The sequence below is a fragment of the Shewanella sp. NIFS-20-20 genome (genome assembly GCF_019209865.1).
In the GTDB taxonomy this organism is placed as follows: domain Bacteria; phylum Pseudomonadota; class Gammaproteobacteria; order Enterobacterales; family Shewanellaceae; genus Shewanella.
The window spans coordinates 48,216-65,522 of record NZ_JAHUTT010000006.1 but is presented as its reverse complement, the minus strand read 5'-3'; the positions used below and the strand labels follow the sequence as shown (position 1 = coordinate 65,522).

Here is a 17,307-nt window from a genome sequence, read left to right as displayed (position 1 = left end):
AATAGCCATGAGACATTTAGTCAATCCACCGGGTTCGGTGCGTCACCTCAGTTTATTTGGTTTTTTTGCGTTAACCGCCACCATGGTAATGACGGTTTACGAGTACCCGACCTTTGCGTCATCAGGTATATCATTGGTGTTCTACTTAGTGATTGCTGGGGTATTTTGGTTTTTACCTGTGGCCTTATGTGCGGCAGAAATGGCCACTGTTGAGGGCTGGGATCGCGGCGGGGTCTTCACTTGGTCTGGGCATGCATTGGGGGAGAAATGGGGCTTTGCCAATATTTTCTTCCAATGGTTCCAAATCACCGTTGGCTTCGTCACCATGATTTACTTTATTTTAGGGGCCTTATCCTATGTGTTTGATTGGGCAGCGCTCAATGATAACAACACCATTAAGTTTATTGGGGTCATGGTGATCTTTTGGGGATTAACCTTGTCGCAGTTTGCCGGTACTCAGTACACGGCAATGATATCTAAAATTGGTTTTATTTTCGGGATCTTGATCCCCGCTTGTATCTTATTTGGCTTATCGATTGCCTTTTTTGCCACCGGCGGCATCAGCGATATGCCTATCACCATGGACGCGGTGATCCCAGACTTTACCCAGCTCAATACCTTAGTGGTGTTTGTGTCATTTATTCTGGCTTATGCTGGCATCGAAGCGTCGGCGACCCATGCCAATGAAATGAGTAATGTCAAACGTGACTACCCCATTGCCATAATCATGTTGGTTGTACTGGCCATTGTGCTCAATACCATCGGTGGGGTTGCCATTGGTGCCGTGGTTCCTGAAAAGCAATTGGGCTTATCTATCGGCGTAGTACAAGGCTTTGAAGGACTGTTTAATTACTTTACTCATGGCATGGATTGGGCGGTCAGAGTGATTGCCGTGTTAATTGCTTTAGGGGTGGTGGCTGAGGTATCCGCTTGGGTCGTCGGTCCTTCGTGGGGGATGCTAGAAGCGGGTAAAAAAGGGTTGTTACCCAAAGGGTTGTCGGCGACAAATAGCCAAGGTGTACCGGTGAACTTTCTGTTATTGCAAGGCGCTATCGTGACCATTTGGGCTGCGGTACTGACCTTTGGTGGCGGCGGAGCCAATGTCTCATTCTTTACCGCGATTTCATTGACTGTGGTGATTTATGTGGTCGGCTACATCATTTTCTTCCTCGCCTATATTAAGGTGGTCATCAGTGATAGTTCCCTAAAGCGCGCCTTTGAAATCCCAGGGGGCAAACCGGTGAAACTGGGGGTGGCGTTTGCGGGCTTAATTATCTCTATTGTTGCGTTGGCGATTTCTTTTGTGCCGCCAGCGCAGCTCGGTGGGGGCGCGGCGGCATCGGAATATATGACCATATTGGTCATCAGTTTTGTGGTGACTTTGTTTATTCCATTTGTGATATATCACTGGATGCGTAGTAAAAATCCACTGCCCGCAGGCGTGCGGATGTTGGATGATGATCCCGCGGAGAAAACGGGCGATTAATCAAGGTGATGCTCTGAGAAACAACGCCAGCTTCGCTGGCGTTTTTTGTCTTAAGGGCGCCATTAATTGGGGCTTCGACACTCTTGGAGTGCTTGCTTAATGCTAGCGATGTCGATGGCTTGCTGACTAATGACTTCGATACGTGAGTCTAAGGCGTCATCGAGTTCAGTGATGGTTAAGTCATCATCGACACGGTTAAAGGCAGCAATGCCATCTGGGGTAATAAATACTGCTTTGAGACGGATGCCGTGAATGCTGTTGATCACAGTTAATAGACGGCGCAAATCAAATTGCCAGCGCAAATCAAATACCCAGCCCGCACTGTAATGCCCAGCGAGGTGCTGTTGATGGTGGCAGATCCCTAAGTGGTCATAGGCAATAGCGGGCGCTTGGTTATCGTCGCGCCCAAGTGTTTGCTGAGCTAACGCCATGACGCTTAATGGCCTTGGGGCTTGTTCGGCTGCGGTTGATTGACCTGAGGCTTGATTGAGTTTTGGGATGAGTTGCGCCGCGATGGATTGCTGGCGGCCATGGGCCACGATGGGGGATTGAATGCCGAGCTTGCGAGTAAAGCTTGTAAGCGTCGCCAGCTCGTTATCAGCATAGCAATCGGCTTTACTGGCAATAATTATATCGCTCAAATGGAGCTGCTCTTGAAGATTGGGGAGCTGGCGATAGCGCTCATCCTTGAGCTTTCGAGCATCGATGACACACAGGCTAGTTTGCAGCTTGAGTACTTGGGCAAAATGCTCTGATTGCAGTAATTTAAGGATTTGGCGTGGATGACCCAAGCCTGAGGGTTCTATCAACAAACGATGGGGGCGAGCCTGCTGTAAAATTTGATTGATGGCAATATGGGTGGGCACACCACTGGCACAGCACATGCAGCCGCCAGCGACTTGCTTGATCTGCACCTGATTGACTTGGGGCAAGAGCGCGGCATCTAAGCCGACTTGACCAAACTCATTGACTAACACCGCCCAGCGCTCGTGCGGCGGCTTATGTGCCAATAACTCTTTAATTAGGCTGGTTTTCCCTGCCCCCAACAAACCTGTGATCAGGTTTACCGCCACCGCTGTTACGATCATGCTTATCTCGAATCTGCCCCAAGAAGTTGAAAAATAATAACATGATTTATGTTATTGGCTGTCATCCATTGCTTGCGTGAGTATTAACTGGACCTCATGGCATAGATAACAGAGATATTTGCGGAGTGCTGACTAAAATATCGACGTTTATTCCAGTTGTACTCATTTGGGGGTGAATTAGTGTGAGCTGACTGACATAGTCATATTTTTGTTATGCAGAATTAAATAATCACATGCAATATTATTTTGGTCGTTCAAGTGCGGGCTATAAGGCTAATTGGTTGCAATTATCCTTAGGATATACCTGATTAAACGCCTTCAAATTTATTCAATAAAATGATTACTATGGCTAGGTGAGTATAAAAATTGCGCGTTATTTGTTGCTCACTTTCAGTCTGGATTTATTTATTCCAACCATAAGTTATCGTGTTATTTGCTGACCGCTGATGTCTCTTTGGAGTTGCTGTGTCAATACTATTGCTGTCGGGTCATCCCGATTTAAAACAATCCGTAGCTAATGCGGAAATTATTCGATTATTGCAGGCCGAGCCAACCCTCACATGCCGCTGTTTGGACGAGCTTTATCCTAGCTATGGCATTGATGTGGATGCTGAGCAGCAAGCATTAATGTCGGCCGAGCTGGTCGTGCTGCAGTTTCCACTTTATTGGTCAACTTACCCGGCGTTAATGAAACTATGGTTTGATCAGGTGTTTAGTTATGGTTTCGCCTTCGGCCCAGCGGGCAGCAAACTGAAAGATAAACCGCTGATCCTCTCGATAACCTGCGGTGCGACCGCCGCCTCCTACGGCCCTGATGGTTTTAATTTTTTTGAGCTGGATAAATATTTAGCCGCGGCGATGCATCCTGTGCATGCGGCGCAAATGGCTATTGTTGATACTGTCGTGACTTTTGAAATGAATTCGACACCAGCCGAAGGTGGGGATGTAGAGCGAGTAATGCAATTATCGCAGCAACATGCCCAACAGTTGTTACAAACTATTCGTCAATATAAAAATAAAATATAAGGTTCTGAAATGTTGCAATCATTATTAGGTGTCGCCGTTTTATTGCTCGTGGCGTATTTATGCTCAAACGCTAAAGCCAGTATTAATTGGCGCACAGTGGCTGGCGCATTAGTTATTCAAATCGTTATTGCGGGATTTGTATTAGCGACCGAGTTTGGTAGTGAAGTGTTATTAGCTATTTCAAATGGTGTGTCGAGTGTATTGGGATACGCGGCGCAAGGTATTTCATTTGTCTTTGGTAATTTGGTGACATTCCAAGTGGAAAACTTGGGCTTTGTGTTCGCCTTTCAAGTATTGCCCGCGATTATCTTTACCGCGGCCTTGGTCAGCTTGCTACATTACTTAGGTATTATGCAGTTTTTCGTTCGCATTTTAGGGGGTGGCCTCCAAAAAGCCATTGGCTCGTCTAAAGCGGAGTCGATGAATGCTATTGCTAACACGGTTTGTGGTCAGACCGAGTCGCCTTTATTTGTAAAACCTTGGCATCCACACCTGACCAAGTCAGAGATTTTCGCCATCATGGTGGGTGGTTTAGCATCGATTGCAGGCTCTATTTTAGCCGGGCTTGCGGGCATGGGCGTTGAAGTGAAATACTTGGTTATGGCTTGCTTTATGAGTGCGCCAGCAGGCTTGTTATTTGCCAAGTTAATGGTGCCTGAGACCGAGCAGCCCGTGAATAATGTGCCTGAGCTACCTGATGATGAAAAGCCGACTAACTTTATCGATGCCATTGCCAAAGGGGCCATTAATGGCTTACGGATTGCGGTTGTTGTGGGTGCCATCTTAATCGCCTGTATCGGCTTGATGGCGATGGTAAACGGCATGTTGGGCGGTATTGGCGCTTATATTGGTTTTCCGAGTCTGACTTTAGAGCTGATCTTAGGTTATGCTTTTGCGCCAGTGGCGTGGTTAATCGGGGTGCCTTGGTCAGAAGCCACAGTAGCCGGTGCCTTTATTGCGCAAAAGCTGGTGTTAAATGAATTTGTTGCCTATGCCGGTTTTGCTCCTTATATCAGCGGTGAAGCTGTGATTGCCACGACAGGTGAAGCGATGTCGCCTAAGTCGGTGGCCATTATGACCGTCGCCCTGTGTGGTTTTGCCAACATTGGTTCAGTTTCTATGGTCGTGGCGGCCATGGGGACGATGATCCCAAACAAGTCAGGTTACATTGCTGACGTGGGCATGAAGGTGTTATTAGCCGCTACGTTAGCTAACTTATTGTCGGCGACTGTGGTCGGTATATTTGTCTCTTTCTAAGGTGCCAGTCACTGGCGGCTAGCGGTGCGTTAGCTGTTAAAGAGTGGAGGCAAAAGAACCCAAGCTAGCTTGGGTTCTTTGTTATCTGCGAGTCACTTATCTGTGAGTCACTTAGCCGTGAGGCAGACGCCTTTACTACCGGTTAATTATCGCTTAAGGATAACAGTGTGGTGTTGCCGCCAATGGCTGTAATGTTGTTAGTGCGCGTCTTTTCGGTGACAAAGCGGCTCAGGTAGTGAGGACCACCCGCTTTAGGTCCCGTGCCGGATAGACCTTGACCACCAAAAGGTTGAACTCCAACTACGGCACCAATTTGGTTACGGTTAATGTAGACATTGCCGACATTGAGACGACTAGCAATAGCCAGTGCGTGGCTTTCATTGCGACTATGAATACCAAACGTTAAGCCGTAACCCGTATTGTTAATCTCGTTAATCACATCATCAATCTTATCAGCTTGATAGCGGATAACGTGCAGTATTGGCCCAAATTGTTCTTTCTCTAGCACGGTGATCGAGTCGATAGCGACGGCATAAGGTGTTACAAAGTAGCCATGCTCACACTCAGGGGGCAGCTCCAGTTGCTTAATGGTGCGTCCGACTTGCTGAATATGCTGGATATGGGCATTGAGTCCGGCCTTGGCATTGGCATCAATCACCGGGCCAACATCTGTTTTATATTCTCCAGGATTGCCTATGATCAGTTGATCCATGGCGCCTTTGAGTAAATCAAGCACACGGTCGGCGATTTCATCTTGCAAATACAACACCCGCAGAGCAGAGCAGCGTTGACCTGCACTGGTAAAAGATGATGACACGACGTCATTGACCACTTGCTCCGGCAGGGCGGTCGAATCGACGATCATCGCATTTTGGCCACCGGTTTCGGCGATAAATGGCAAAATGGCGCCATTACGCTCAGCTAACGTCATATTGATCCGCTTCGCCGTTTGGGTCGAGCCGGTAAAACATACACCGCCAATGCGAGGATCGGCGGTCAGTTGTGCGCCGATTTCAGCGCCGGTGCCGGGTAAGAATTGCAACACATTGTTGGGGATGCCAGCTTCATGCGCCAGCTGTACAGCGCGATACCCTATGATACTGGTTTGTTCTGCGGGTTTGGCGATAACACAGTTACCGGTGGCAAGCGCGGCGGTGACTTGGCCTAAGAAAATCGCTAAGGGGAAGTTCCATGGGCTAATACAGACAAAGACCCCGCGCCCCAGCAAAAATAACTCATTGAGTTCACCAGTGGGGCCTGGCATCAGTTCGGGTTGAGCCATCATTTTCTTGGCGTTAAGGGCATAATAACGGCAAAAATCGACCGCTTCACGGACTTCATCAATGCCATCTTGCAGGCTTTTTCCTGCTTCGCGAGTACACAGCGCGACTAATTCATCGCGATTCTCTTCGAGTAAATCTGCCAGTTTTTGCAGGGCTTGTGCGCGGTGCTCAACTGGGGTTTCGCGCCAACGTGGGAAGGCATGGTGGGCGGAAGATAATGCCATATCGACGGCAAGTTTATCGGCAAACGCCACTTGACCAACGGTTTGGCGGGTATCAAAAGGGCTCACTACGGGATGAATGGTTCCTGCCAATGTTTCGCCATTGACCAGCGGACCGGCTTGCCATTGGTGTTGGCTAAATTGTGCTAACGCGCTGAAAAATGGGGCGGCTTCTGATTGAATATTCATATTGAGTCCTTTGGAATTACGTCGCTGCTGGCCAAAAATATCGGCGGGCAGCGCAATCTTACGATTGGCAAAACTGCTAAAGCTGTTCAGGGTCACTAACGGATGTGTCACTAAGCCCTCGATGGGGGTTTTAGGATCGACCAGTTTGTGGACGAAAGAAGTATTGGCGCCGTTTTCCAGCAGGCGACGCACTAAGTAGGGCAGCAAATCTTTATGAGCGCCAACCGGGGCATAAATCCGCACTGTGTTGATGCGTTTTTGGCTGAGTAAGGTGTCATACAATTCTTGGCCCATGCCATGTAAGCGTTGGAATTCAAACGCGCGCTGACCATCGTGCATATGAAGTATGCTGGCCACCGTTTGGGCGTTATGGGTCGCAAATTGGGGGTAGATGGCATGGGCGGTTTGCTCACTTAATAAGTAGCGCGCGCAGGCTAAATAAGAGACATCGGTCGACGCCTTGCGGGTAAACAGCGGGTAACCACCTTCGCCAGCCACTTGAGCCCATTTGATCTCACTGTCCCAATAGGCACCTTTCACGAGACGGACCGGAATGATGTCACCCTGCTCTTTGGCCAAGCGGGTGATCCAGCACAATACCGGTAAGGCGCGCTTGGAATAAGCTTGCACGACTAACCCGAGTAAGCCCCAACCACGGACTTCCTCAGTTTGATACAGTTGTTGGAATAGCTGCAGCGATAACTCGAGGCGATCCATTTCTTCGGCATCGATAGATATGCCGATATTGACGCTGCGAGCAAGGCGGATAAGCTCCATGACGGTATCAAAGAGTTCGCTCAACACCCGCTCGCGGTTTGCGACTTCATACCTAGGGTGCAAGGCTGACAATTTGATCGAAATGGTGGGGCGGGGGGCATCCTGCTCATGGTATTCATGACTGCCAAGGGTACGTATAGCGTTAGCATAATCGTTGAAATATTTGCGAGCATCGCTGCTGGTCAGGGCAGCTTCGCCGAGCATATCATAGGAATGGGTGTAGCCCAATTGACGCGTGTCTTGACTGTTTTTTAGCGCTTCGCTGACGCTGCGGCCTAAGACAAATTGCTTGCCCATGACTTTCATGGCGGCGTAAATCGCTTTGCGGATCACCGGCTCACCGAGACGGTTAATTAAGCGCTTCAATAAATGACTCGGGCTACCATCAAGGTTTTTATCCATCTTGACTATCTTGCCCGTCATCAATAGCCCCCAGGTGGATGCATTGACGAGCACTGACTCGCTTTGCTTAATGTGCTTGTCCCATTTAGCGCCAGACAATTTATCCTGAATTAAGGCATCGGCGGTTGCAGTATCAGGGATGCGCAATAAGGCTTCGGCAAGGCACATCAAGATGATGCCTTCATCTGTTTCTAGGGTATATTGTTGCAAAAATGCATCGACCCCAATCATCATGCCTTTTTTTTCAAACTGCCTGACTTGCTGGACCATGTGGCTGGCATTACGGCTAATCGTTGTAATGTCCTGATCGTCACTGGGAACCAGTGTAATTAATTGATTAAGATATGTTTCTTCATCTACGATATAGTTGTCGCTAATCGCGTTAAACAGCTCATCGAGAGTAGCGTGAGCATATTGCCCTGCCAGTACTGCACTCGCATTGAACATAGTCATGATCCTTTGGCCTGAAAGTCGATAATATGCGTTCTTTCGTAAAAATTATTATGTGTTTTGTATACAAAATGTATCGAGGCGCGGCGATTATAACCTGAAAATGTGAGCTTGGACACTCAAGTGTGAATTTCTTGGTGTTGTGTTGGTTTTTTGTTTTATCTTGTTGTTTTTAAAAAGTTAATAAAAGCCGTCGTATGAAACGACGGCTTTTATTCGGCAAGAATAGCTGAAAAGATGAGGGGTAATTACATCCAGCGATCTTTCTTTTTGCGTTGTGGCTTTGGCAGATAGACCAAGAAGATACCTAAGAGCAGACCGACAAAGGCGATCAGCGCTCCTTCTTGCCATAACTTATATTCTTGATTGTCTTTAATCTGTTTTAATTCAGAGGCTAGTCGATCACGCTCTTGAGTGGTGACATTCAAGGTTTGATTTAACGAAGCAATTTCAGCCGTCATGCTACTGTTGTTAGATTCGGTGGCGCTATTGGCTTCGCTAAGCGCTTTGACGCGAGCTTGGCTATCGGCCAACTGCTTTTCTAATAACGGAATACGCACTCTAAAGCTCGGCTGAGTATCGAGCTCGGATGTCTTAATCCAACCTTCGCGATCTTTGTGGTCGATGATTTTACTGTAATCGCCTTCAGTTTGGCCCAAAGAGGTGACTTGTTGGCCGGCTTCGACACTACCAAGAATGCGGAACTGATTACCAGGACCCCCATGAATGAAGGTATAGACATCTTCGGAAACATAGCGGGTTTGTGAGTTTGCCAAAGCTACAGGGCTGGCGAGTAATACACATATCAATGAAAGCAGTCTAAACACTTTTTTGTCTCACAGTCATAAAGTTGCACACATGCTAGGGATTGTCTGGCACCAATGCAAGAGGGAAGTCATTAGACTTCCCTCTTATCAGCGAGTTTTTGTGGCGCAGCGGACATTAGCTACCAAAAACACCTTTGATGATGTAGAAGAAGATGATGGACAAACCAGCACCTGCCGGCAGAGTCACTACCCAAGACACCACGATATTGCGAACCACACCTAAGTTAATCGCTGCGATGCCGCGGGCCATACCCACACCTAACACTGCACCCACTAAGGTTTGCGTGGTCGAGATAGGCAAGCCGGTACCAGACGCCAGAACCACGGTTGACGCGGCGGCTAATTCCGCAGCAAAACCACGACTTGGGGTCAGGTGAGTGATGTTTTTACCAATGGTTTGCATCACGCGCTTACCAAAGATAGCCAGACCTAACACAATACCGAAGGCACCCAGAGGTAAAATCCACCACACCAGCGTCGCTTTTGATGAAATTTCACCACCACTTTGAACCACAGAAACTACTGCAGCTAATGGGCCAATGGCGTTAGCAACGTCGTTAGACCCGTGAGCAAATGCCATACAACAAGCGGTCACGACCATTAAAATCGCAAACACTTTTTCAACGTTAGCAAACAAGGTTGCACGGTTGGCATTTGGATCCATTTTTAAGCGGGAGATCATTACCTTACCAAAAACACCTACCGTAACGGCAATGGCGACAGATGCCATATACGCTTCGGCAGTCGATAAGTGCAAGCCAACATGCTTCAAGCCTTTAGTGATGGTCACTAATGACATGATGAAGCCCGCTAATGCCATGTAAAATGGAACATAGCGCTTGGCATTACCCAGTGGGTCATCGGTATTAAAGATAAGCTTTTGTACGCTTTGGAAAATAACAAATGCGATAAAGCCTGAGATTGCCGGGGTCACGATCCATGAGCCAACGATTCCCCCCACTTTGCCCCAGGCGACAGCTTCCATACCCACACCAACCGAGGCGAAACCAATGATGGCACCGACAATGGAGTGGGTGGTAGAGACTGGCCAGCCCAATGCAGAAGCCACCACTAACCAAATACCTGCGGCCAGGAGGGCTGCAATCATACCGTACACCAGTAATTCTGGTTGGGCGGTAAAATAGGATGAGTCAATGATGCCATTACGAATGGTGCTTGTGACTTCGCCACCGGCCAAATACGCACCGGCAAATTCGAAGATCATCGCAATGATAATCGCTTGTTTAATCGTGATGGCGTTAGAGCCTACAGAGGTACCCATGGCGTTAGCCACGTCGTTGGCACCAATACCCCAAGCCATTAAAAAACCAAACAGCGCCGCGATACCAATCAGCATTGGTCCATTAGCTACTAATACTTCAACCATGTTATTACCTTGAAAATCAAGTTATCAGACGCGAGCCAACAGCAGCTCTAAACGGGAACCTACGCGCTCTGACAAGTCCGCCAGGTCGCCTACCCATTCAATAATTTTATAAAGGAACATTACATCGACAGGGTTTAGTTCAGCTTCCATGGCAAATAGCTGACGACGTACTTGGATTTGTAAGTCGTCGGTATCTTCCTCAATCAGATCGAGTTCGGCGATCATTTTAGCCACTAAATCAACTTCGCGGCCGCGAAAACCGGTTTCTAATAACTCATCTAATTCATTGATGGCATTTTTAGCCAAGTGTGCAGCGTCAACACAACGGGTCAAATAGGCCAAAAACGGCGCTTGCATAGAGGCAGGCACTTGTAATTGACGACCTATCACACGACCAGAGATGTCTTTCGCTTTGTTGGCTATTTTGTCTTGCTGAGTTAGAAGTTCCAGTAGATCGGTACGTTCTACTGGCATAAATAGTCCACTAGGCAGAGTCAGACGAATTTCTCGCTTGAGGAGATCGGCTTCTCTTTCTAATTGGCTGATTTGTTTTCTTAACTCAACCGCTCGATCCCAATTACCGGACATCGAGGCTTCGAAAAAGGGGACAAGTACTGACGCGCAGTCATATACTTTATCTATGTGGTCTTGCAGCGGTTTGATTGGCGATTTTGCAAACACGCCTAAAATAGAGTTTACTGGCATAGCCGTTACCTATTTAGGTTATTCCATTTTTTGGAAAAAGCGGGCGCATGTTAACTCAAGCGTCCGCGTATTGAAACTGTGTTTTTCTTTCTTGGCCACAGTTTTATCATTTACGAGTGATAAAGCACTCTTGGGATGCATCCTAGGGTGGCTTTATTACAACAATATTACAATATGTTCATCAGATGAACTTTTGATGAAAATTATATGACGTATGACGAACTTATGCCCGCTGAAATTGAATTAAAGTTGTTTTTCCCATCCCACACTTACGCTGAAATTATATCTCACTTTAGCAGCTTAGCAGAGGTTGAAATAAAGGCACCGCCGCATTTAAGTAATGCCTATTTTGATACTCATCATCAGGACTTACGTTGCTTAGATATGGGGCTGCGTGTACGCGTGGGGGAGCATGTGCGTGAACAGACCATTAAAACCGCCGGCAAGGTGGTGGGCGGCATTCACAGCCGGCCAGAATACAATGTTGATATTGAAAACGATTTTCCGGATTTGTCACTATTCCCAGCCCATATTTGGCCACAACCGGCAATGGCAGCCCAATGGCAACCTCAGTTGTATTGCTTGTTTCATACCGATTTTGAGCGGCGCAGCTGGCATATCTGTGTTGATACTAGCTTGGTAGAGGTGGCATTAGATCGGGGCATGATCCGCACCGATGATGGCCGTCAAGAGCCAATCTGTGAAATCGAATTTGAGTTACTCAGTGGTGACAGTCATGCCTTACTGGTGTTGGCTCAAGGGCTGGCCGTAAAGGTGCCGGTCGCGATTGCGCGGGCGAGTAAAGCGCAGCGCGGCTACCAATTAGCCGGATTAAGTCCATTGCCTACGGTGGTCAGCTCGCCTGCGTTATTGGGGATGACGGAGCGCCAAGCGCATATCGTGCTGCTGGAATATGGCTTAGATGCCTGGCCCATGTTAATGGAAAATTTGGCCGCAATCGATTGGTCTGCGCCGCCAAGGGCTGCGCATACTGCCGTCATGCAAGCGAGTCGCGGCTGGCTGGCCTTGATCAATGTGATTGAGTTACTCGCTCAAGATGCGTTAGCGCACGGCGCGCCGCAGCAAGCTCATTTTTCGTTGCTAAAGCAACACTTAGCGGCCACGGCGGAGGTATTACGCCAATGCGGCGTGGTTAACGGGACTGAGTTGCATTGGCAACACACAGACACAAGGGCGCAGCACACGTTAGTCAATCACCCTTGGGCGCAACAGTTAGCCGCGTTGCAGCAATTGCCTTGCATCGGCCAAATACAATTAGCCTTGTTAGGCCAATTGTTGCAGGCGCAAAGGTAACGGCCTTTAAGGTGAGCCCCGCTAATCTGCAGGTGGTGCTTGGCTGTCGCTTGAGTCCTGAGCCGCTGGGCTTGGCGCCGCCGAGCGTTGACTTACGGTGTGGTTGAGCTTAGCTAATTGCTCCATCATGGCGGTTTGGTTTTGCTCTAATCTGGCAATCGTGGCATACAGTTCTTGGCGAATGTCCTGCTGAAAATCTTCCTTGTCGCTATCGTTAGAGCTGACAAAGACCGAGGCCATATAACCCGAAATCACCCCAAAAAAGCTGACACCACAAATAATCACGATAGCGCCAATAACATGACCACCGCTCGTGACGGGGTAGAAGTCGCCGTAGCCGACGGTGGAGACTGTGACTAATGACCACCATAGGGCGTCTTGCGCTGTGATGATATTGGCGCCGGGCTCACCGCTTTCCATGACGAGGATTAACAATGATGACAAGGTCAAAATGGTGAGCATGGCCAGCATGAGGCTGGCGAGCGTGGTTTGCCGCTTTTGTTTAAGCAAGGGCACCAAAATATGGCGGGTGGTACGTATCAGCCTGATCACTCTGAGCACTTGGAATAAGCGCATCATTCGCAAGGCTTCAATGGTGGGAATACTGGCTAAAAAGTCGATCCAATGATGGCGCAAGTAAAACCGTTTATTGCGCGCCTTAACTAGCCCAAAAAAGAAGTTGGCCAAGAAAATAAAACAAATGCCAGTATCAATCATTAGCAGTAAGTCGTGCGTCTGCTGCGCTAATGGTGCGAAGGTAATACTCAACACCAAGATCACTGAGACCAGTGATAACACCATCATGGCCAACTCAAATGGCGTTGGCGTATTAATAGTGCGAATTTTGCTCGGGCGGTTTGGGCCAGCCGTGTCTGGCGAAGACGAATTGGGCATGAGACTTCCTATCTATTGACTCTTAACGCAAGCGGTCAATATAGCCTGTTATTTGGTAGAATTGTGAACAAAGTTGACCAAGTCGTCGAGCACGCGTTTTTTTATTTCAAGTTGATCCTGTGCATCAATGCCGTACTTGACGGCCAAGGCTTGATAGTCAAGCCCAGTCAGCGACACAGTTAATCGAGGGCGTTTGGGGCGCTTGGGGCCATCGAGGCCTAAGATGGCGCGGATTTGATCTGACGGACTCACGCCCGCTTCCAGCGCGGCTTTACGAATGGCGTATTGAAACTGCTCATCTAAATCGAATGCCAATTGTGAGGCGCGGGCCGCTTGTTGGTTTTGTTGCCAACTTTGGGGTAATTCAGTTTTGTTTCGACTCATGGATTGCCTCTTGGCCAAAATTCTTGAATGTCAGTTTGCGGGCGTACAATGCCTAAGTAAACTTCAGTCTCTCCCGATGACATCACTTGGACTAACAGCGCATGCTGTTCATCACTAGATTCAAGGAAATAGCGCTCAAACGGTTGGCCACCTTGGTGATCATCGGATTGAGGCGGTCGCTGCTGGCGATAATCTTGGTGATGCAAATAGCCAAATTCAGCAAAACTAATGCGGTGATATTGCTGGCCAATCCACGGCGTTAATTGTGGCAAATTGCTTAGACTTTGCGGTGTTAAAGGCATGGCGCCTTGTGGCTCAAAAATCTCGCTAAAGTCATCCATTGCAAACACTTGCTCGACCTGAGCTCGGGTGAGTGATAGCCACAATAGCAGGTGATCCTTATGCTCGACTAGCCTGAAGGCGTGTCCTTGTTGGTTTTTAAACCAATAGATGGCATCGATAGTGTGTTGATATTCATCACAATAAACGTGTTCCAGCACTAAGGTTTGACTGCGAAGGGGGGGCGGTAAACCAAAACTGTCGTCTAAGGTGATCATATCACCGAGTTGCAGTTGCTTAAGACTGTGGATTTGGCGTAGCTCAGGTTCACGCTTTTTAAACCATTTACTCAAAAATCCCATCATGGCTCCAAAGCCACACGCCGAGTCATCTGCTCGGCGCTAGGCATGGTTAGTTTTTGGCTTTCAGTCTATCCAGTACCGATTGAGCGGATTGCTTCGATTCACCAATGCCGGCGGCTTGCAGTTTGGCTTGTAGCGACGCATCACTGCCTTCGGCTTCTAATGATTCGGCGGCTTTTAACCTGTCATCAAAGGCTTGTTGGCGGGCCTTGATGCGTTCGAGCGAATCTTTGGCATTCATCAGCTTGGAATTGCTGTTGGCAAAAGAGCTGGAGATAGACGCCGAGGCTTTTTGCACGCTCTCAGTGGTCTTGACCATGGATAACTGGCGTTGATAATCGGCCAATTGACGCTCGGTTTGCTTGACCAAATCTTTGAGGCGTGTGGCATGGTTGCTAAAACTATCATTGGCGGTTTGTTGTTCCGTGAGAGATTGCTCAAGCGAGGCAATTTTCTCTGCGACTTCAAGCGCTAATCCTTCGTTACCTTGGGATAACGCTTGGGTAGCATAACCTTCATGCTCACTAATACCGCGCTTAAGACGGTCGATTTCACGGTGACCCTGCATCTCTTTGGCCATCACGTCGGTTAATTCGCGCTTGGCGTTATTAAGGTGACGTTCAGCGTCGCGAATTTCTTGTTCGAAAATACGGGTAGAGTTGGCATCCACGATGGATTGTCCCACTTCGCTGGCACCACCACGAAAAGCCGTCAGTATTTTGTTGAGAATGCCCATGAGCGTCTCCTTAGATGAGGTAGTCTGTCATTTCGTCTATCACTTCTAGACAGTTATCAGATAACACGGTGAGTTCTTGCGCGATTTGATCGATATCTGCATGCGTCGATAAAGCCCCGTACAACACGTATTTGTTATCAATGCTGGCAAATGCAGATAAGGGCATCGGGATGTTGAGTTCCAACATGGCCGCCATCATCTCAAATTGTTTGTCAGCGATAACTTCATCTTTGCCCCAAAGATAGGTAATGCACAGGATTTGGTTGTCAGTAACTGACAAGAAAATCGGCAGTTCTTCGCGGCCGATAATATTGACCTGTAAGACTTCAACATCGCCGGCAATGGGGTAGCAATCAAACTGCATCGAACCAGCTTGTTCGGCAGGCAGTGCATTGAGTTTATTTGCAATGGTGTGAAGATTCATTTGTGTCCTCTCTGACATAATATGTCTATAAACAAGATAACACCGCGACATATTATGTCAAGGTGTTGAGTGTTATTTAATCAGGTTATTCTAAAACAGACCTAAGCCAGAGGTCTGTTCCTGCCAAGCTTCTTGATGGTATTGGTATAAAGTCATCGAACCTAAGTGGTTGATTTTTACCTGTTCAATATCAGAGTACAAACTCGCTGGCGCCGCAAAACTGGCTTGCATTAGCTCAAGAGACAACCAATCGTTGCCGTGTTGTAATTGATGCTGTTGACTGAGTCGCTCACGACCACTGGCGCCAGAAAGAGTGGCCAATGTCCAACCCCACTGGCCAAAACTGGGGACATTGTATTGATATTGATCGACCCTAAAGCCGGCCTCGGCCAGGGTTAAGCCAATGGATACAAACGCCTTGCGCGCATGAAATGGCGAGGTAGACTGCACCGCCATGGCCCCATCGGCATTGAGCAAATAGCGCAATTTTAAATAAAAGGCATCGCTATACAATTTATTCAGATCCGGATGACTGGGATCGGGTAAATCAACAATAATCACATCATAATGGCGTCCAGCGGCCAGTAATGTATCGACACCATTAAAAGCATCGTCAAACATTAGCTCAACCCGGGGGTCGTTAAGGGCATTTTGATTGAGTTGGCTTAGGGCTGAGGCGACCCGAGTCGGTAAGCTTGATTGAACGTGGGGCTGACGAAACAGTTCGACTAATTGTTGATCTAAATCGATGAGGGTGACGCGGTTTGGTTGCCAGTTAAGAATGTCTCTGAGGGCTAAGCCATCGCCACCACCTATGATGAGCACTTCTTGTTGGCGGGCACTGGCATGCATGGCGGGTTGGACTAAGAAGCTGTGATAAATATGCTCATCATCACTGGCAAATTGCAGTCGACCATTAAGGTATAGGCTGTAAACGGGAGGCAAGCCGCTGCCGCGCAGGCGTTCGGTAATTGTATGTTGTGCAAATCGACTCGCTTGATTAAACACCACCTGATCACGATAGATGAGATTATTAAAGTCTTGCTGCCATCCCGGCCCTAAGCGAATTAAGACCACTACCAACACGGCCAAGATGCCATGGCCAATGGCCAGCGCCATGGGGTAGCAGATTTTGTGCCAAAAACGTATCAGGAAAATTAATCCGGCCAATAAATTAATGCTGGCGGTCAGGGCTGCAGCCAGCTGAATATCCATACTCAACATCACGCTGACCCACACCGCCGCCCCAAGGCCTGCCCCGATATAATCGGCGCCATAAATCGTGCCGGCATTATGGAGTAAATGTTGTTCACATAAGGCTTGGCGTACTCGCGCAATCAGGGGGATTTCCATGCCAATCATCAAGCCTAATATCGCGCCAAAGACATAAGGTAAATAACTGGTTAACGCTTGCAGCTCTTTGATGGGGGAGCCATTGGGTAGCATATCGGTGGGCAGGAATAACACATCGGCCAAGTAAGCGGGCAAAGATTGAGTCAGACCGATGGCCGCAGCAATCATCAACACAGAGGTCGAGCCGATAAAGGCCAACGCCAGTTCGAGTTCGGCAAAGCGGCTAAATGGATCGCGAATGCCGCGAGCGGCGAATGCTCCTATGCCCATAAACACTATCATTAGGCCAATCATGGTATAAATGGCGGCTTCCATTGCGCCGAGAATACGGCCGGCGTAATGAGACAGTAGGTATTCGTAGATCAAACCACAAGCGGCCAAAACCGCCATGATCAGCAGTAACAAGATATCGTCAATGAGCGCCAGTTTGGCTGGTCGAGAAGCAGAACTGGCGTCCATCAGG

General features: G+C 48.3%; 15 protein-coding genes. 4 read left to right on the top strand and 11 right to left on the bottom strand.

Annotation, left to right across the window (positions count from 1 at the left end; all coding sequences use genetic code 11):
• Window positions 1-7 precede the first annotated feature (7 nt).
• Window positions 8-1,486 carry an amino acid permease gene (locus KU855_RS03295; RefSeq protein ID WP_218528926.1) on the top strand — a complete coding sequence of 493 codons (1,479 nt, stop codon included), beginning with the start codon at window positions 8-10 and terminating at the stop codon, window positions 1,484-1,486.
• Between the two features lie 62 nt (window positions 1,487-1,548).
• On the opposite strand, the gene KU855_RS03290 is transcribed toward KU855_RS03295, so the two are convergent.
• Complete coding sequence (locus tag KU855_RS03290; RefSeq protein WP_218528925.1) at window positions 1,549-2,574, bottom strand: GTP-binding protein; 1,026 nt, start codon at window positions 2,572-2,574, stop codon at window positions 1,549-1,551.
• Window positions 2,575-3,039: 465 nt separating this feature from the next.
• On the opposite strand from KU855_RS03290, the gene KU855_RS03285 reads away from it, so the two are divergent.
• Together KU855_RS03285 and KU855_RS03280 are read left to right on the top strand one after the other, a co-directional pair.
• The gene (locus KU855_RS03285; protein WP_218528924.1) at window positions 3,040-3,600 is read left to right on the top strand and encodes an NAD(P)H-dependent oxidoreductase; all 561 of its coding nucleotides are present in this window, start codon (window positions 3,040-3,042) and stop codon (window positions 3,598-3,600) included.
• Between the two features lie 9 nt (window positions 3,601-3,609).
• Entirely contained in the window at window positions 3,610-4,857 is a 1,248-nt protein-coding gene (locus KU855_RS03280; RefSeq protein ID WP_218528923.1) for a NupC/NupG family nucleoside CNT transporter, read from the top strand.
• Between the two features lie 142 nt (window positions 4,858-4,999).
• Here the strand turns inward: KU855_RS03280 and putA are convergent, their stop codons facing one another.
• From putA to KU855_RS03260, 4 genes are all read right to left on the bottom strand, one after another.
• Window positions 5,000-8,176, bottom strand: coding sequence for a bifunctional proline dehydrogenase/L-glutamate gamma-semialdehyde dehydrogenase PutA (putA, locus tag KU855_RS03275; protein WP_218528922.1), 3,177 nt, complete (start codon window positions 8,174-8,176; stop codon window positions 5,000-5,002).
• A gap of 251 nt (window positions 8,177-8,427) precedes the next feature.
• Window positions 8,428-9,006 carry a TIGR04211 family SH3 domain-containing protein gene (locus KU855_RS03270; RefSeq protein WP_218528921.1) on the bottom strand — a complete coding sequence of 193 codons (579 nt, stop codon included), beginning with the start codon at window positions 9,004-9,006 and terminating at the stop codon, window positions 8,428-8,430.
• 115 nt (window positions 9,007-9,121) lie between these two features.
• Window positions 9,122-10,393 (bottom strand): inorganic phosphate transporter, encoded by a 1,272-nt coding sequence (locus tag KU855_RS03265; RefSeq protein ID WP_218528920.1) that lies wholly within the window; start codon window positions 10,391-10,393, stop codon window positions 9,122-9,124.
• A 24-nt stretch (window positions 10,394-10,417) separates the two neighbouring features.
• Window positions 10,418-11,098, bottom strand: coding sequence for a TIGR00153 family protein (locus KU855_RS03260; protein WP_218528919.1), 681 nt, complete (start codon window positions 11,096-11,098; stop codon window positions 10,418-10,420).
• Window positions 11,099-11,305: 207 nt separating this feature from the next.
• On the opposite strand from KU855_RS03260, the gene KU855_RS03255 reads away from it, so the two are divergent.
• Entirely contained in the window at window positions 11,306-12,412 is a 1,107-nt protein-coding gene (locus tag KU855_RS03255; RefSeq protein WP_256260853.1) for an inorganic triphosphatase, read from the top strand.
• Between the two features lie 21 nt (window positions 12,413-12,433).
• On the opposite strand, the gene KU855_RS03250 is transcribed toward KU855_RS03255, so the two are convergent.
• From KU855_RS03250 to KU855_RS03225, 6 genes are all read right to left on the bottom strand, one after another.
• The gene (locus KU855_RS03250; protein ID WP_218528918.1) at window positions 12,434-13,306 is read right to left on the bottom strand and encodes an ion transporter; all 873 of its coding nucleotides are present in this window, start codon (window positions 13,304-13,306) and stop codon (window positions 12,434-12,436) included.
• Between the two features lie 48 nt (window positions 13,307-13,354).
• The gene (locus KU855_RS03245) at window positions 13,355-13,690 is read right to left on the bottom strand and encodes a hypothetical protein (RefSeq protein WP_218528917.1); all 336 of its coding nucleotides are present in this window, start codon (window positions 13,688-13,690) and stop codon (window positions 13,355-13,357) included.
• Window positions 13,687-14,334 (bottom strand): hypothetical protein, encoded by a 648-nt coding sequence (locus KU855_RS03240; RefSeq protein ID WP_218528916.1) that lies wholly within the window; start codon window positions 14,332-14,334, stop codon window positions 13,687-13,689. Before KU855_RS03240 ends, KU855_RS03245 begins: the two co-directional genes overlap by 4 nt.
• Before the next feature lie 46 nt (window positions 14,335-14,380).
• Window positions 14,381-15,067 (bottom strand): PspA/IM30 family protein, encoded by a 687-nt coding sequence (locus KU855_RS03235; protein ID WP_218528915.1) that lies wholly within the window; start codon window positions 15,065-15,067, stop codon window positions 14,381-14,383.
• A gap of 10 nt (window positions 15,068-15,077) precedes the next feature.
• Window positions 15,078-15,491, bottom strand: coding sequence for a YjfI family protein (locus tag KU855_RS03230; protein ID WP_218528914.1), 414 nt, complete (start codon window positions 15,489-15,491; stop codon window positions 15,078-15,080).
• A 90-nt stretch (window positions 15,492-15,581) separates the two neighbouring features.
• The gene (locus tag KU855_RS03225; protein ID WP_218528913.1) at window positions 15,582-17,303 is read right to left on the bottom strand and encodes a polyamine aminopropyltransferase; all 1,722 of its coding nucleotides are present in this window, start codon (window positions 17,301-17,303) and stop codon (window positions 15,582-15,584) included.
• Window positions 17,304-17,307 lie beyond the last annotated feature (4 nt).